This window comes from Stenotrophomonas sp. SMYL86, assembly GCF_036320025.1.
Taxonomy (GTDB): domain Bacteria; phylum Pseudomonadota; class Gammaproteobacteria; order Xanthomonadales; family Xanthomonadaceae; genus Stenotrophomonas; species Stenotrophomonas maltophilia_A.
Map to the genome: position 1 here is coordinate 16,746 of NZ_JAWIRU010000015.1, position 16,440 is coordinate 33,185.

Sequence of the window (16,440 nt, forward strand, 5' to 3'; positions counted from 1 at the left end):
CCGTTGCCGCATAGCGTGCCGTGGCTGACGTGTGTGCGGCGCTCAAACCACTACGCGGAATGCTCAGGGAGGGGTGTTGTCTGCAGGGCTGCGCCCTGCACCCGCAGAGGCAACAGCAACAGCCGAAGCAACAGCAACAGCGGGTTATCCGTGGGATGGCGGGGGGGGGGGGGGGGGGGGGGGGGGGGGGGGGGCCCCCCCCCCCCCCCCCCACCCCCGCGCCCGCCCCCCCCCCCCCCCCCCCCCCCCCCCCCCCCCCCCCCCCCACCCCGCCTTCGACAGTTTTCCGCGATCTGTTGGAACGACGTATTGCTCTGGTGGGTGTCGACCTTGGTCGACACAGTAGATCCACGCAATGCGTGGATGATTCATTCGATATCTGACAGAAAAATCGTGTCGACCAAGGTCGACACCTACCAACAGCCGCGGAGATCTGTCAGAGGCGGGGTGGTGTGGGGGGGGCGGACCCGGTGGGCCCAGGGGGGGGCCCGCGAGGCCCCCAGGGTGGGTTTTCGGGCGGGTCCGCCCCACCCACACCGCCCCGCCTTCCCTCGGATAGCCGCTGTTGCTGTTGCTGTTGCTTCGGCCGTTGCCGTTGCCTCTGCGGGTGCAGGGCGCAGCCCTGCCGAACCCCTTCAAATGTCTGTGGGAGCCAGCCCGTACTGCTCGGCGAAGCGCTTGCTGAAGCTCGCCGCAGACCGGTAGCCCGCGCGTGCTGCGACGGTCTTCAATGGCAGGTCCGTGGTGTAGAGCAGCTGCATGCCATGCGCCAGCCTGGCCTCGGTGAGCAGCTGGCGCAGGCTGGTGTCCTCGGCGGCGAGGCGACGGCGCAGGGTCGCGCCGCTCAGCGCGAACTGTTCTTCCACATCGCGCGACTGCCAGTCGCGTGCCGGTTCGGCGGCGATGCGGTCGCGGATCTGTTCGCCCAGGCTCGGTGCCTGCGGCAGCAGCAGGTTGCCATGACCCTGCCGGCACAGGGTCATTACCAGCGAGGCCAGGGCCAGCCGCGCTTCGCTGTAACGGCCGTCCTGCAGCGATTGCCGCCACTGCCGCAGCACCGGGCCATGGTCGATCAAAGGCAGACGTGCCATCGCCTGGCCCGGCGCGGGAAGGTCCTCGCTCCACAGCGTGCGTGCGGCCGCCAGTACTTCGGCACACAGCGGCACGATGGCACTGAGGTAGCGGCCGGTCCCCGGGTCGGGCGTGTTGACCACATCGATGCGGCAGCGCTGGGTCAGCAGCAGGATGTCGCCGGGGATGAATTCCAGCGACTGGTGCGCGGTACGCACCTGCTTGCGGCCTTCCAGCAGGATCGCGAACTGCGGTTGCGGAATCTCCACCGAGCTGGCGCCATGCTCGCGACGGGCGGTGATGCAGGCATAGCCTTCGGCGCGCTCACAGCCCGCCAGACTGGCCATCTCGGCCAGCAGTGCGGTGGCCGGGGGCAGCATGGCGGTCATGTCACGTGTGCGCCGAGCAGGCGACCGACGCCGGCGGCCGCGGCCATCGCCAACACGCCCCAGAACATCACCCGGATCGCGCCGCGTACCGGCGGTGCGCCACCGGCCTGGGCCGCCATCGCGCCGGTCAGGCACAGGCCGAGCAGGGTGCTGGCGGTGGTCATCATCGCGACCTTGTCGACCGGCGCGAGCAGCGCGGTCAGCACCGGCAGTGCCGCACCACAGGTGAAGGCGCCGGCCGAGGCCAGCGCTGCCTGCAGCGGGCGCGCGCGCAGGGTATCGGTGATGCCCAGCTCGTCGCGGGCGTGGGCGCCCAGTGCGTCGTGGGCGGTGAGCTGCTCGGCCACCTGCCGCGCCAGCGCCGGCTCCAGGCCGCGGTGGCGGTAGATCGCGGCCAGCTCTTCCAGCTCGCTGTGCGGATCTTCGTGCAGTTCGCGCTTTTCCATCGCCAGGTCGGCGTCTTCGGTGTCGGCCTGGGTCTGCACGGAGACATACTCTCCAGCGGCCATCGACATCGCGCCGGCCACGGTGCCAGCCACGCCGGTGGCCAGAATGGTCGCCGCGGAGGCGCCGCTGGCGGCCACGCCGACCACCAGGCCGGCCACCGAGACGATGCCATCGTTGGCCCCCAGCACGGCGGCACGCAGCCAGCCGACGCGCTCGGAGCGGTGCAGTTCGGGGTGTCGTGAATGGCGGCTCATGGCCCCGAGTGTACGAGGGTCAAGAGGGCGTCGGTAGGATGCTGAAAACCGTCTCCGTCGCATGACGCAACGGGTCGCCACGCTATAGTGCGCCCTTGCGATGGAAGGCTCCGAGCCCCACATCCCCCGCCACTGTCCAGCGAGCCTTCCCCTTGTCGAGCCCCAGCCACGTCGCCGATACACCCATTACCGACCGCTCGCAGCTGGTGGAGGTGATCGCCTCCGGCGAGAAACCCCGCGCGCAGTGGCGCATCGGCACCGAGCACGAGAAGTTCGGGTTCCGCCTGGATGACCTGCGCCCGCCGACCTTCGAGGGCGAGCGCGGCATTGAGGCACTGCTCAACGGCCTGGTCCGCTTCGGCTGGGAGCCGGTGCAGGAGAACGGCAACACCATCGCCCTGCTGCGCGATGGCGCCTCGGTGACGCTGGAACCTGCCGGTCAGTTGGAACTGTCCGGAGCGGCGCTGGAGACCATCCACCAGACCTGCGTGGAGACCGGCACCCATCTCAACGAAGTGGCACAGGTGGCCGGTGAGCTGCAGCTCGGCTTCCTCGGCATGGGCTTCCAGCCGAAGTGGAAGCGCGATGAAATGCCGTGGATGCCAAAGGGCCGCTACAAGATCATGCGCGCCTACATGCCCAAGGTCGGCTCGCTGGGCCTGGACATGATGACCCGCACCTGCACGGTGCAGGTGAACCTGGATTACGCCACCGAAGCGGACATGGTGAAGAAGTTCCGCGTGTCGCTGGCGCTGCAGCCGATCGCCACCGCGCTGTTCGCCGATTCGCCGTTCACCGAAGGCAAGCCCAACGGCTACCTGAGCTACCGCTCGCACATCTGGACCGACACCGACGCCGACCGCACCGGCATGCTCGACTTCGTGTTCGAGGATGGCTTCGGTTACGAGCGCTATGTCGATTACCTGCTCGACGTGCCGATGTATTTCTCCTACCGCGATGGCATCTACCACGACGCCAGCGGGCAGAGCTTCCGCGATTTCATGCAGGCCAAGCTGCCGGTGCTGCCGGGCGCGCTGCCGACGCTGCGCGACTGGTCGGACCACATGACCACCGCGTTCCCGGAAGTGCGCCTGAAGAAGTATCTGGAAATGCGCGGTGCCGACGGTGGCCCGTGGAGCCGCCTGTGTGCGCTGCCGGCATTCTGGGTGGGCTTGTTGTACGACGACACCGCACTGGATGCGGCCTGGGACCTGGTACGTGATTTCACCCTGGCCGAGCGCCATGCACTGCGCGACGGCGTGCCGAAGCATGCGATGAACCTGCCGTTCCGCACTGGCAGCGTGCGCGACCTGGCCCGTGAAGCGGTGAAGATTTCCGTCGAAGGCCTCAAGCGCCGCGCGGCGCGCAATGCCGACGGCCAGGACGAGAGCAAGTTCCTGGACGTGCTGCAGGAGATCGTCGAGTCCGGCCTGACCCCGGCCGAACGCAAGCTGGCGCTGTTCCATGGCCGCTGGCACGGCGACGTCGATCCGGTGTTCCGCGAGTTCGCGTACTGACACTGTTCCGGCGGGTGCCAACCGGGGCCGGCACCTGCCGTTGCGTCACCACCCGCGCGCTGCGAACAGGCGCGCGTAGATGCCGCGAACCACATCCTGCTTGCTGCGGTTGTAGGCCTGCACGTTGGCATTGCCCTGCAGTGCTGCCTGCTTGGCCTGTGCATAGCGCCTGCGGTCGTCTTCATGGCTGCGCAGCCAATCGCGGAACAAGCAGTGGCGGAGGTGCTCGGCGCAACCAGGTGCGAACACGTGCAGGTTCACGCGCGGCACGTGCAGTCGCAGCATGCGGTGCTGGTACCACGAGGGTTCGCGGATGGTAAGCACGTAGCCCAGTGCCTGCAGCGCTGGCAGCCAGGCCGCTTCGTCGGCGGGATCGGCAACCAGCAGGTCGACGTCCAGTACCGGTTTGGCCGGCAGGCCCGGCACCGCGGTGGAGCCGACGTGCTCAATGCCCAGCGCGTTGTTGCCGAGTGCCGCCTGCAGCTGCGTGCGCTGCTGCTCGAACTGGTCGGCCCACAGCGTGGACCAGGGCACCACCTTCAGCGCTTCCGGCTGCGGCGCGCCGAGAACCCAGGGATTCTCCTCAGGGTCGCCATCGGCGAAGGTGGTGATTGCGGTGGGATCGAACGGGATATCGGACATGCCCACCATGGTGCCATGCCCAGCGGTGATGTCAGCCCGGCTTGCCGTCGCGCCGTGGGCACAGGTAGATCCAGCCCAGCCGTGCCACCCACGGTGCCAGGGCCAGCAACCAGCCGATGGCTGCGGCGAAATGCCACGCATAGGCGTCGGGCATCAGTTCGGCAGCGATGCGCATGATCGCCACCGCCTGCAGCGCGACGAACGCAAACCAGGCCACTGCCGGCATCACCAGCGGTCGCCCGGAATGCCCCTGGGTGACCCGGGTCACCATCGCCACCAGCAGGCTGCCGAACAGGCCCACGGCGAGGGCATGCAGCGGCGCGCGGCCGAGCAGTTGCGGATGGCCCAACATATGGCCGATGTCCTGCAGCAGATACAACGCGAAGCTGATCGGCAGCCACGCCAGTGCCAGGAACAGGGCCGCGAGCAGGCCCGGCATCGGCCCGCGTGGCCACCAGTGCCATAGCGCCTGCAGCGACAACATCAGCAGCGGCGCATCGGCCAGCCACAGCAGGTGGTCGATCTGCAACGCGCTCAACAGCAGGCGCAGCATCAGCAGCGCCCACATCGCAGCCAACCAGCGCAGCGGGCGCCACGCAACATAGCCATCGACCACGTTGTTGGCGAAGAACGGGATCATCCGGTGCGCGACGGTGAGGTAGACCGGCAGCAGCAGGCCGAAGGTGCCGAGTGCCACCGTGACCGGCATCAGCGTGGCGTGGCCGCGCCCCACCGCCATGAACAGCAGCAGCCCCAGCCAGCCCAGCAGCAGTGCGGCATAGCAGGCGCGCGCATGCCAGTTGCGGTTGGGACCGGCGGCCTTGAGCACGCGTCCCAGCACGATCAGTCCGGCGCTCCAGCCGGCCAGTGCCAGCAGCAGGCCGGGCCACAGCCCGGGTGTCCACCCGCAGGCGGCGGCAATCAGCAACGCCTGCCCACCAAACAGGCCGATGCCGACCGGCGCATAACGGCTGCGTGGCAGCTCCGGCTGTGCCATCCAGCGCGGGAACACGGTGAGCAGGAAGCCGAAGATGAAACTGGGCAGTACCAGGTACTGCATCAGCAGCGCGTGCAGCCAGGCCGCAGGTAGGGGCGGCGGTTGTGGTGCCCACAGCCCGCGCAGCGCGCCCAGCCACAACGCCCACCACAGCATTGCCAGCAGCAGGTTGCTGGCGCCGATGAAGAACAGCAGCCGGTGCGGCGCGCGCATCAGCATCGCAGGGGAGGGCAGGCGGGCCATGCAGCGAGTCTGCGCCCGGCTGGTGGCCGGGTCCTTGATCTTCGTCATGCCCAAGGAGGGAGGCAACCGCTTCGCTCGCCGGGCATGGCCCGGCGGACGGGCCGTGCAACGCAAACAAGAAACCCCGGCAGTGCCGGGGTTCTTCGTTCACAGTCGCCGATCGATCAGGCGGCGTTCTTCATCGTCGCCATGTCGATCACGAAGCGGTAGCGCACATCGTTCTTCGCCATGCGCTCCCAGGCTTCGTTGACGTTCTTGATGTCGATCATCTCGACATCGCTGACGATGCCGTGCTCGGCGCAGAAATCCATCATTTCCTGGGTTTCGGCCATGCCGCCGATCGCCGAGCCGGTCAGGTGCTTGCGGCCGAAGATCACGCTGCCGCCGGTCAGCGGCGGATCCAGTTCGGTCAGCACGCCGACCAGGCACATGGTGGCCTCGCGCTTGAGCAGGCCCATGTACGGGTTGGTGTCATGGCCGACCGGGATGGTGTTGAGCAGGAAGTCGAAGCTGCCGGCGTGCGCCTTCATCTGCGCGGCATCGCGCGAGACCAGCACTTCATCGGCGCCCAGGCGCTTGGCATCGGCACCCTTTTCCGGCGTGGTGGTGATCATCACCACGTGCGCGCCGAGGGCCTTGGCGAACTTCACGCCCATGTGGCCGAGGCCACCGAGGCCGATCACGCCGACCTTCTGGCCCGGGCCGACCTTCCAGTGGCGCAGCGGCGACCAGGTGGTGATGCCGGCGCACAGCAGCGGGGCGGCGGCCTTCAGGTCCAGCGTTTCGGACACCTTCACCACGAAGCGCTGTTCGACCACCACGTGGTCGGAATAGCCGCCGTAGGTCGGCGCGCCACTTTCGCGTTCACGGCCGTTGTAGGTCCAGGTCGCGCCTTCGGCGCAGTACTGCTCCAGGTCGTGCTCGCAGGCGTCGCAGTGGCGGCACGAGTCGACCATGCAGCCCACGCCGGCGTGGTCGCCCACCTTGAAGCGGGTGACGTTGCTGCCGACCTCGGTGACGCGGCCGATGATCTCGTGGCCCGGCACCATCGGGTAGATCGAGCCACCCCAGTCGTCGCGGGCCTGGTGCAGGTCGGAATGGCAGATGCCGCTGTAGAGGATCTCGATACGTACATCGTCCGGGCCGACCGCGCGGCGTTCGAACTCGTAGGGGATCAGCGGGTCGGTATGTGAATGGGCGGCGTAACCACGGGCGAGGGACATGGGGAATCCTTGGCAGGGTTTGTCGAAAGGCGCTTTACAATACGCCCCGTACCCAGCGGCAGAAAGCCCGGATATCGGCATGATTCATCAAGTGAAACTGCACAATCATGGCCACTGACAATCTCTCCCACCTGGCTGCGTTCGCCGCAGTCGCCCGCCACCGCAGCTTCCGCCGTGCCGGCGCCGAGCTGGCGCTGTCGACCTCGGCGGTGAGCTATGCGATCCGCGCGCTTGAAGAACGGTTGGGGGTGGGCCTGTTTCATCGCACCACCCGCAGCGTGGCCCTGACCGAGGCCGGGCAGCGCCTGCTGGAGCGCCTGCAGCCGGCCTTGGGGCAGGTGCACGATGCGTTGGAGGAGATGAACCAGTTCCGTGCTGTCCCGGCTGGCCTGCTGCGCATCAACGCCACCCGTGCTGCGGTGGCGACACAGCTGGGACCACGGCTGGCGCGCTTCCTGCACGCCCATCCCGACGTGCGGGTGGAGCTGACCGAGAACGACGGCCTGGTCGACATCGTCGCCGAGGGCTACGACGCCGGCGTGCGCCTGCACGAGTTCGTACCCGAGGACATGGTGGCAGTGCCGATGGGGCCACCGCTGCGCGGGCTGATTGTCGGCTCGCCGGACTACCTGCGGCGGCATCCGGCGCCACAGCATCCGCGCGATCTCGCTGCACACGAATGCATCCGCTTCCGCTTCGCCAGCGGGCACCTGTACAAGTGGCAGTTCGAGCGCGGTGGGCAGGCGCTGGAGATCGACGTGCCCGGACGGCTGACGCTGGGCGAGCAGGGCACCGTGGTCGGCGCGGTACTCGATGGCATCGGCCTGGCCTACGTGCTGGAAGACACCGCGCGGCCCTACATCGAATCGGGGCAGATGGTGGCGGTGCTGGAAGACTGGAGCGAGCCGTTCGCCGGCTTCGCGCTGTACTACCCGAAGCAGCGGCAGATGCCCGGTGCGCTGCGTGCGTTCGTGGATATGCTGCGCGAGTGAATCGCGGTGGATGGCGCAGCGCCGTCCAATGACCGGCTCCAACGAGAGCTTTCCGGGTAGATCCACGCCATGCGTGGATGGCGTTCACCCGCTAGAGTGAGTCTTCTCAACAAAAGGACGTCATTGAGCATGCTCGCCGATCTCGAACAGGCTTCCGGCCAGACCTTCCCGCCGTTGTTCCGCCAGCTGGTGGAAGACAACCGTTTCAGCTGGGGCGAGCAGGGCCCGAACTGGTACCGCACGGTGTTCCCGCAGGTGCAGCCGCAGCCGCCGGTACTGCTGTATGCCAACGACTATGAACCGATCGAGCCGAGCGAACTGCGCGCAGCGTGGGAAGATCTGACTGCCGAAGATCATTACAACCCGCTGCGCGATGACCTGAAACTGCTGCCGTTCGCGCGCACCGGCGCGGGTGATCATTACTGTTTCTGGACCAATGCACCGGGTTCCAGCGAGTCGCCGGTGCTGCTGGTCTGGCATGACGATGATCGCGCCGATCTGCTGGCCGCGAACTTCCAGGACTTCCTGTTCCGCAAGATGGCCGAAGCGGTGGTGGAGCTGGAGGAAGAGGATTCGCTGCTTTCGGAGGGCGATATCGGAACCAATCTGCAGGCTTGGCTCGGTACCCATCGTGGCTGGCTGCGAGGGGACCAGGTAGCGGCGCTGGAGGCGTTGTATGCACGCGTGGATGACATCACTGCGGGTGAGATCAGTGACGAGGACGTGCAGCCGCTGCTGCAGCTGATCGCGTTCGACGGTATCGACAGCGAAATGCCCTACGTGCAGGCGTGACCTGATCCGAAGCGCTGCCGGTAGAACCTCGCCATGCGTGGATGCGGCCGGCTACGGCACCTGCAGTACGGGTGCCAACAATTCCAGGCAATCACGCAGATGCACCTCTACCGGCGCATCCTCGGCCACCACACCGATCACGCGTTCGCGCAGCGGCTCGGCCACGGCCATCGCCAGGATCAGCCGCGCCATGCACGCGGCATCTCCCTCGCGCAGCAGCCCGCGCTGCTGCTGACGTGCCAGCCAGTCGGCCAGCAGCGCACGGCCGCGTTCGATGCCATTGTCCAGATAGGCCTGCAGCAGCGCGTCCTTGCCAGGAAAGTCGGTGGCCAGCAGCCGGAACACCTGCACTGCCTGCGCCGACAGTGCCTGCGCGCACACCGCGTGCAGGATGGCCTGCAGCAACGGCATCACCTCGTCGGCGTCGTGCGCATCGCGCTGCAACTGCGGCGCGAAGCCGTCGGTCCACTCGCGCACGGCCAACCCGACCAGTTCTTCGCGGTTGCTGGCGTGGCGGTACACGGTCTTCTTCGCTACCCCGGCGTGCGCCGCCACCGCTTCGATGGTGGTGGCCTCGTAACCCTGTGCCAGCAGCAGCTCCAGCGTGGCCTGCAGCACGGCGTGGCGGACTTCGGCTTCCGGCCGCGCAGGGCGGCCGCGGCGGCGGATTGGTGAGGGTGGCTCGGGCAGGGTGGTGCTGTTCATTGCGCCCATCTTACCGCATTCGGATAATTGCGAAACGAAAAGCGTTTCCGTATTGTCAAGTCTCCCGACATGCAGGAGACCCCGATGGATACCGCTGTGAACGCCCGCGCCTGGCTGGACCACCACGATCTGCTCGACCCCGCACCGATGCGCTTGGAAACCGGCATCCAGCGCCGCGAAGATGGCACCCTGCTGGTGGCGGTGCGTACCGATCTGCACGGCTGCAAGGGCCGCATGCTGGATTGGTGGTTCACCTTCTTCGAGACCACCCAGCACATCCGCTGGTGGCATCCGGTCGATCATGTCGAGCATCGCGGCTGGGACGCGGCCTGGCAGCGCGGACGCAGCTACCACGGTGCCAGCATCCACGCGGTGGAATCGCTGGCCGATATTCCGCCGGTGGCGGCGCGTTTGAAGTTCCATGACCCGCGCACGTTGCTGGTGCCCGAGCGCCTGCAGGCGGCACAGGGTGCAGGCGATGTATCGGCAGTGATCGCCGCGCGCATCGGCTTCGGAGATCACGTACGCCTGGATGCAAACGGTGATCCCTGCGACGGGCAGATGCTGCACGTGGCGCGCGATACGCCGTTTGGCTGTGTGCTGCGCAGCCGCTTCGTGCTTGGCCTGGACAGCACCGATCCGCAGCGCGATGCCGGCGATGCGGTCGGCCTGGGCCTGCTCAGGCATTGCTACACGGAGTTCAGTTTCCTCTCGCGACTGCTGCCGTCGCTGTACTACGGCGAGCGCGCCAACGGTGAAGTGGCGCCGTTGCCGTGGTGAACGATGCGCCGGTCACTCGGCCAGCGCGTCGTAGCCTTCGCCACTGAACTGGATCAGGCAGAAGCCGTGGCCGAACGGATCGGCCAGCACGGCGATGCGCCCCCAGCGACGCTCGCGCACGGACTGCTCAAGCGTCGCCCCGGCCGCAACCGCACGGACCAGTGCGGCTTCGATGTCATCCACCACCCAGTCCAGGTGCAGCGGCGTCCAATGGCGCTCGTAGTCGCGCACGTCGCCGTCTTCGGTGGCGGCGCTGCCGGCCTCGTTCTGCAGCAGGTACAGCGGCGTTGGCCCACCGAGCAGCTCCACGGCGCCCGGGCCTAGACGGCGCCCGATGCGCAGGCCGAAGGCTCGGATGTAGAAGTCCTCGGCAGCGGCAAGACCGGGGACATCGAGGTTGACGATGAACGATGCGGTGGGCGTATCCATGGGCAGATCCGGTGGATGCGGGTGGGCAGTGTACGCCCGCATCCACGCATCGCGTGGCTCTACTGCGCGCGCGGGTAATCGAGGTAGCCTGCCTCGCCGCCACCGTAATAGGTATTGCGGTCGGGCGTGGCCAGTGCGACGTTGTGCTGCAGGCGTTCGACCAGATCCGGGTTGGCGATGAACGGCTGGCCGAATGCGGCCAGGTCGATGGTGCCGGCCTCGACCAGCTGTAGGGCGCGTTCGCGGGTCATGCCACCGGCCAGGATCAACGTGCCACCGTAGACCTGCTTGAACTGCTGCAGGAACGCCTCGCCCAGCACCGACTGCCCCGCCTGCAGGTTGTCGTTGAGATGCACGTAGGCCAGCCCGCGCTTGCCCAGTTCCTCGGCCAGGTACAGATAGGTGGCCTCGTTGTCGGGGTAGTACGGCATGTCGAAGGTGAGGTTGTTCGGCGCCAGGCGCACGCCGATGCGGTGCGCGCCGATGCGCTCGGCCATCGCATCCACCGTCTCCAGGATCAACCGCGCACGGTTCGGCAATGAGCCGCCGTAGCGGTCCTCGCGTTCGTTGATGAGCGGGTTGAGGAACTGCTCGAACAGGTAGCCGTTGGCGGCATGCAGTTCGATGCCGTCGAAGCCGGCGGCAATGGCGTTGTCCGCCCCGCGTACGAAGTCGTCGATGATGCCGGGGATCTCCGCATTCTCCAGTGCACGTGCCGGGGTGGGATCGGCATGGCCGCGGCTGCCGTCGTCCAGATAGACGAACGAGGTGTTCTTCGGTGCGCTGGCCACCGGGCGGGTACCGGCGCTGACCGGTTGTCCGCCCTCAGGCTGCAGCGAGGAATGCGACATGCGGCCGACGTGCCAGAGCTGGGCGAAGATCGTGCCCTGCGCGGCATGCACCGCCTCGGTGACGAGCTTCCACCCGGCCACCTGCTCGGCCGACCAGATACCCGGCACGTCGATGTAGCCCTGGCCCTGCGGCGAGACCGGCGTGCCTTCGCTGATGATCAGGCCGGCGCTGGCACGCTGCCGGTAGTACTGCGCGGTGAGCTCATTGGCGACCGAGCCGGGGTTGCGGGCACGGGTCATCGGGGCCATCGCGATGCGGTTGCGCAGGGCGATGCCTGTCAGGTCGAACGGACGGAACAGGGCGGCGGTCATGTTGGTCATCTCGGTGCGGGGAAGAGCGCCAGCGGCGCGATGCACACAGGATGGAGTTGACATGCGGGCGCATAAAGCGCTTCGATCTCCCTTGGTGCGGGACTATTTGTCCCCAATGGAGTGTGAACGATGCTGCCGCTGGAATCCTTGAATGGCCTGGTGACGTTCGTCACGACCGCACGCTCGGGCAGCTTCACCGAGGCGGCAGACGCGTTGGGCATCTCGCGCTCGGCGGTGGGCAAGGCCATCGCCCGTCTGGAAGCGCGGCTGGCGGTGCGCCTGTTCCATCGCACTACGCGGCGCATCGCACTGACCACTGATGGCGAGGCGTACTACGCCTCCTGTGCGGCGGCGCTGGAAGAAATCTCCGCGGCCGAGGCCTGTCTGGGTTCGGCGGGCCTGCCCAGCGGGCGGCTGCGCATTGACATGCCGTCCTCGTTCGGGCGGCTGGTGGTGCTGCCGGTGCTGCTGCGGTTGTGCCGCCAGTATCCGGACCTGCAGTTGACGATGACCTTCACCGATCACTTCGTCGATCCGGTCGAAGAGGGCATCGACCTGCTGATCCGTTTCGGTGGGCTGCACCAGGCCGAGCACCTGGTCGCGCGCCGGTTGGGGCGCCAGCGCCTGGTCACCTGCGCATCGCCGGCGTACCTGCAGGCGCATGGCGTGCCGCGCACGGTGCAGGAACTGGCGCAGCACCGCAGCATCGTCGGCTTCCGCCACGGGCAACCGATCTGGTGGCGGATCGGCAGCGAGGAGGACGAGGGAACGTTCATTCCCAGTGCGCCCTATCAACTCAATGATGGCGACGCGGTGATCGAAGCGGCCATCGCCGGCCTCGGCATCTGCCAGATGCCCATTTCACTGGTGCGCCGCCATCTCGATTCCGGCGTGCTGCAATCGGTGCTGGACGAACACATGCAGCGGCACATCGACATCCATGCGCTGTGGCCACCGACGCGCCACCTGCGGCCGAAGGTGCGCTACGTGGTGGATGAGCTGACCCGGTTGGCGGGTGAGGGCGTGTTTGACTGAGCTGGGTATCAGTAGTCGACGATCCGGGCGGACGTGTCTTCGCCTTCCTGGAGTGCTTCAAATACCTCAGCCAGAAGAGCAATCAGATCGCGTCCATGTGCGGTCACGAAGTAGGTCGCCAGGCTGTCGATGTCGGGAGCGATATCGTCTCCCCACGGTGGATGCTGGGTTCGATCCTCGAGCGACCAGATGACACGGGCTGGCGGCAGATCGGCCAGCTCACGTCGAACCATATGCAGTTCGGCCAGTGCGTCGGCAGCATCTGATTGCTGCAGTCTGCCGGCATATAGCTGCCTCATGAGGATAGGGAATCGGCTTCCCCATCCATCCGGTTCGAGATTCCCGGAGATGGTTGAGAAGAACGCGTACAGGAAGCTGGAACTTCCTATCTCATCGGTGATCTGTCCAAGCCGGATGCCGACTGTCATGCGCGTGAACCCCAATGACTCGCCGGAGCTGTAGGCAGAATGTAGGCGATCTTCTGGTGGTGCTTCATCGATTTTCATTCCGCGTGATGTTCCCTTGATGGTCGGCCCCGCTAGAGGGGGACGTCCATACGAAACATTGCAGAATCCAAGGGCGAACTGAAAAAAGGCGGGGCCCGTACACCGGGCCCCGCCTGTGGAAACGCTGCGCCAGGCCTACTTGAAGTTGTAGCGCAGGCTGGCCATGTAGCGACGGCCCAGTGCATCCAGTACATACGGGAACGGCCCGATGTCATCGCCCACGTTGATCACCGACAACGTCACGCGCGCGGCGTCGGTGATGCGGTAGGTGACGTTGGCGTCCCAGGTGGTCCAGCTGTCGCGGTAGAAGTACTGACGGCTTTCCGGGGTATCGGTCATCGTGTACTGGGCGCGGCTGGTGTAGTTGGAGGCCACGCCGTAGTTCCAGTTGCCGATGCGATGCTGGGCCGTCCAACGGAACTGGCGCTTGGGCTCGTTGAAGCTGCCCGCCTGTTCGACGAACGGCACGTCCCGGTTCGCGGCTTGGCCACGGTTCTTCGGCATGTAGCCGTAGAAGTCCAGGTCCAGTACGCCGAAGCGCGACAGGTCCCAACGGTAGCCGACTTCGGCGGTCCAGCCACGGAACATCAGCACCGGGCCGTTGCCATACTCGGTCTTGATGCTGGTAGCCACGCCGGTGTTCGGATCACGCGTCACCAGGCTGCAGAAGCGGTTGGCGTTGGGCACGTTGGCGGCGTTGAAGTCGGCAGTGTCGAAGCAACCGGTGATGATGTCGTTGGCGCTCAGCGACGTGATCACGTTGTTGATCTTGATGTCATACCAGTCGGCAGCGACGCGCAGGCCCGGGATCCATTCTGGGGCGAACACGACGCCGGCCGTCCACGACTTCGCCGTTTCGTTCTGCAGGCGGGTGCTGCCGTTGGTCGAACCCAGCGTATTGGTCGGCTGCTGGCGGAAGGTGTTCGGATCGGCACCCGGGTAGGCGGCGAAGAACGCCTCGCAGTTGCGGCGACGCACCGCCGGATTTGAGCCGCCGCTGATGTTGTCCAGCGAGCACACTTCCGGGATGTTGTAGTAGGCCGGCTGCTGGGTGGTGTAGAGCTCGGCGATGGAGGGCGCGCGCAGTGACTGGGTCTTGTTGCCGCGCAGCTGCAGGCCGGCGATCGGTTCGTACTGGATGCCGTAGGTGAACGCATTGAACGCGCCGGCGACGGAGTTGTCGACGCGGCGGAACTTGGCGGTCAGGTCCAGGCGATGCAGGCCCGGGATATCCCAGTCGGGATTGAACAGCGGTGCCAGCACTTCGGCGAACACTTCATTGGTGTGGTACTTGCCTTCCGCCGCCTGGGTCGGTACTGAACGGCCCTGGCCCAGGCGCTGGTACTCGCTGGGGGTGAAGGAGCCTTCTTCGCGGCGGTGTTCGAAGCCGGCCGCCGCGGACAGCTCGCCGCCGGGAAGATCGAACAGGCCGCCGGATACCGACGCATTGATGACGGTCTGGCGGGTCTGCGCCTTGGCCACGGTCCGGGTGGAGACATAGTCCAGGGCTTCGCGCGACGCCTGGTTCTCGCCGAACAGATTCAGCGGGCGGCAGTTCGCATCGGCCGTGGTGCCCGGGCGGGTGGCATCACAGATGATGCGCCCGCTGGCGTCGGTGGTGACGTTGATCGCATTGATGAAGTTCTGCTGGATCAGGCCGGTGCCGAGGTAGTCGAAGTCACCGCGGCCGTGGGTGACGCTGGCTTCCCAGTTGAAGCTGCGCTTTCCGACCTCGAAGAAGCCGTTCAGGCCGAGTACCGCACGAGTCAGACGGGTTTCGGTGCTGGCGTTGTTCATCGACAGGTCGCGCGAAGATCGCGACAGGCGGAACGAGGTGATGCCGTTGTCGGCGAGGATCTTGCGGGTTTCCGCACTGAGGAACGGATTGCTGGCGCTGAAGGTCAGTGCACCGCTGGCGGTACCGCCGCCGTCCAGGCGCGCATTGCCGAAGGACACCGCGTTGTAGACGTTCTGGTCGAGGGTTTCGCGGGCGGTCGCTTCGTATCGCGAAAGTTCGAAGAAGCCGCGCACGTTGTCGGTGAAGTCGAAGCTGCCGGTGGAGAATACCGAGCGTCGTTCGAGGTCGGCGATCAGCGGCACCGTCTCGAACAGGTTCAGGCCGTCACCGCCGGAGGCGTTGCCGCCCGCGTAGCTGGTGCCGGGATTGAACTCGACCAGCTTGCCCTCGTTGTTGAACTGCCACAGTTTGTCTTTGTTCGGGCCGAAGCCAAGGATGTCGCCCAGGCCGTTGCGCGTGTAGCTGCCGGTCGCCGGCATCACCAGGCCACCGAAGGTCATGCTGGCAATGCGCCGGTTGCGGATCCAGACCTGGTCGGGGATACCATCGCGGGGCCCGGTGTTGAACGGAATGCTGCCGTCGATGCGGCCATCATTGGTCGGCCGGCGCAGGGGCTGGGCAGTGGCATTGGCCGCCGTGGGATTGGCCTGCAGGCTGTAGCCCTGGCGGTAGAAATCGCGTTGCAGCGCGTTCACCCCATCGGCATTGTCCAGTTCCGCCGCCACCACGATGTGGCCACGGCCATCAGCGAAGTCGGTACCGAAGATGGCCGACCAGGAGTAGCGCTCGTTGTCGTTCTTGCTGGTCCTGCCGTAGCCCAGTTCGACTTCGGCACCCTCGAACCGGTCGCGCAGGATGATGTTGTTGACGCCGGAGATCGCATCCGAGCCATAGGTGGGGGCACCGCCAACGCTCAGGCTTTCAATGCGTTGCACCATGACGCTGGGAATGGCGTTCATGTCGACCTGGATGCCTGAGCCGCCGCCGGCTCCGAAGATGGTGGGCGGTGTAGAGGTGACGAAGCGGCGTCCATTGACCAGGGTCAGCAGGCGATTGCTGCCCAGCCCGAACTTGCTGGCGAAGTTGACGCCCGCACCGAAACCGGCCTGGTCGCCGCGCGAACTGACGCCGGCACTGACCCCGGGAATCCGGGTCAGGGCATCGATGAGGTTGGTGTCGCCATAGTTCTCGATCGATTCACGGCTGACCACCGCGGCGGGCTCGAGCGTGTCGAAACCGGCGCGGTAGATGCGCGAGCCGGTGACGGTCATCCGGTCCAGCTGGACGGGGGTCTTGCTGCTGGCGGGCTCGGCCTTCTGTTCCTGCGTGGCGGCCTGCTGCGCCATGGCCGGTGCGGCGGCCACCAGCACCAATGCCGAACCCAGCGCGACAGACAAGCGACTGCGGGCGAACAACGGTCGGTACATGATTTCTCCCTGGTCACGCCAATGTGACTC

The 16,440-nt window shown here is 66.6% G+C and carries 15 protein-coding genes; 5 read left to right on the forward strand and 10 right to left on the reverse strand.

Annotation, left to right across the window (positions count from 1 at the left end; translation table 11 throughout):
- Positions 1 to 635: 635 nt before the first annotated feature.
- Positions 636 to 1,460 carry a helix-turn-helix transcriptional regulator gene (locus V3B64_RS15650; RefSeq protein ID WP_329914429.1) on the reverse strand — a complete coding sequence of 275 codons (825 nt, stop codon included), beginning with the start codon at positions 1,458 to 1,460 and terminating at the stop codon, positions 636 to 638.
- Positions 1,457 to 2,161 carry a VIT family protein gene (locus V3B64_RS15655; RefSeq protein WP_329914430.1) on the reverse strand — a complete coding sequence of 235 codons (705 nt, stop codon included), beginning with the start codon at positions 2,159 to 2,161 and terminating at the stop codon, positions 1,457 to 1,459. Before V3B64_RS15655 ends, V3B64_RS15650 begins: the two co-directional genes overlap by 4 nt.
- 152 nt (positions 2,162 to 2,313) lie before the next feature.
- Between V3B64_RS15655 and V3B64_RS15660 the strand changes: the two genes are divergently transcribed.
- On the forward strand, positions 2,314 to 3,678 hold the full coding sequence (locus V3B64_RS15660; protein WP_032129893.1) for a glutamate--cysteine ligase: 1,365 nt from the start codon (positions 2,314 to 2,316) through the stop codon (positions 3,676 to 3,678).
- 45 nt (positions 3,679 to 3,723) lie between these two features.
- Here the strand turns inward: V3B64_RS15660 and V3B64_RS15665 are convergent, their stop codons facing one another.
- From V3B64_RS15665 to V3B64_RS15675, 3 genes are all read right to left on the reverse strand, one after another.
- Positions 3,724 to 4,320 carry a GrpB family protein gene (locus V3B64_RS15665; protein WP_329914431.1) on the reverse strand — a complete coding sequence of 199 codons (597 nt, stop codon included), beginning with the start codon at positions 4,318 to 4,320 and terminating at the stop codon, positions 3,724 to 3,726.
- Between the two features lie 31 nt (positions 4,321 to 4,351).
- Positions 4,352 to 5,608 carry an NnrS family protein gene (locus tag V3B64_RS15670; RefSeq protein WP_329914432.1) on the reverse strand — a complete coding sequence of 419 codons (1,257 nt, stop codon included), beginning with the start codon at positions 5,606 to 5,608 and terminating at the stop codon, positions 4,352 to 4,354.
- A gap of 116 nt (positions 5,609 to 5,724) precedes the next feature.
- Positions 5,725 to 6,783: an NAD(P)-dependent alcohol dehydrogenase gene (locus tag V3B64_RS15675; protein ID WP_032129891.1), complete on the reverse strand. Its 1,059-nt coding sequence runs from the start codon at positions 6,781 to 6,783 to the stop codon at positions 5,725 to 5,727.
- 107 nt (positions 6,784 to 6,890) lie between these two features.
- Between V3B64_RS15675 and V3B64_RS15680 the strand changes: the two genes are divergently transcribed.
- Entirely contained in the window at positions 6,891 to 7,775 is an 885-nt protein-coding gene (locus tag V3B64_RS15680) for a LysR family transcriptional regulator (protein WP_149908660.1), read from the forward strand.
- 129 nt (positions 7,776 to 7,904) lie between these two features.
- The gene (locus V3B64_RS15685; protein WP_329914433.1) at positions 7,905 to 8,567 is read left to right on the forward strand and encodes an SMI1/KNR4 family protein; all 663 of its coding nucleotides are present in this window, start codon (positions 7,905 to 7,907) and stop codon (positions 8,565 to 8,567) included.
- Between the two features lie 51 nt (positions 8,568 to 8,618).
- Here V3B64_RS15685 and V3B64_RS15690 read toward each other — a convergent pair whose 3' ends face one another.
- Positions 8,619 to 9,281 carry a TetR/AcrR family transcriptional regulator gene (locus V3B64_RS15690; protein ID WP_049421841.1) on the reverse strand — a complete coding sequence of 221 codons (663 nt, stop codon included), beginning with the start codon at positions 9,279 to 9,281 and terminating at the stop codon, positions 8,619 to 8,621.
- A 75-nt stretch (positions 9,282 to 9,356) separates the two neighbouring features.
- Between V3B64_RS15690 and V3B64_RS15695 the strand changes: the two genes are divergently transcribed.
- A complete protein-coding gene (locus V3B64_RS15695; protein ID WP_329914434.1) occupies positions 9,357 to 10,052 on the forward strand; it encodes a hydrolase in 696 nt (231 codons plus the stop codon).
- A 12-nt stretch (positions 10,053 to 10,064) separates the two neighbouring features.
- Here the strand turns inward: V3B64_RS15695 and V3B64_RS15700 are convergent, their stop codons facing one another.
- A complete protein-coding gene (locus V3B64_RS15700; protein WP_329914435.1) occupies positions 10,065 to 10,481 on the reverse strand; it encodes a VOC family protein in 417 nt (138 codons plus the stop codon).
- Between the two features lie 59 nt (positions 10,482 to 10,540).
- Positions 10,541 to 11,644, reverse strand: a complete 1,104-nt coding sequence (locus V3B64_RS15705) for an alkene reductase (protein WP_329914436.1) — start codon at positions 11,642 to 11,644, stop codon at positions 10,541 to 10,543.
- A gap of 129 nt (positions 11,645 to 11,773) precedes the next feature.
- Between V3B64_RS15705 and V3B64_RS15710 the strand changes: the two genes are divergently transcribed.
- Positions 11,774 to 12,679, forward strand: a complete 906-nt coding sequence (locus V3B64_RS15710; protein ID WP_329914437.1) for a LysR family transcriptional regulator — start codon at positions 11,774 to 11,776, stop codon at positions 12,677 to 12,679.
- Between the two features lie 8 nt (positions 12,680 to 12,687).
- Here V3B64_RS15710 and V3B64_RS15715 read toward each other — a convergent pair whose 3' ends face one another.
- Together V3B64_RS15715 and V3B64_RS15720 are read right to left on the reverse strand one after the other, a co-directional pair.
- Complete coding sequence (locus V3B64_RS15715; protein ID WP_329914438.1) at positions 12,688 to 13,185, reverse strand: Imm70 family immunity protein; 498 nt, start codon at positions 13,183 to 13,185, stop codon at positions 12,688 to 12,690.
- 135 nt (positions 13,186 to 13,320) lie between these two features.
- Positions 13,321 to 16,410, reverse strand: a complete 3,090-nt coding sequence (locus V3B64_RS15720; protein ID WP_329914439.1) for a TonB-dependent receptor — start codon at positions 16,408 to 16,410, stop codon at positions 13,321 to 13,323.
- Positions 16,411 to 16,440: the final 30 nt, after the last annotated feature.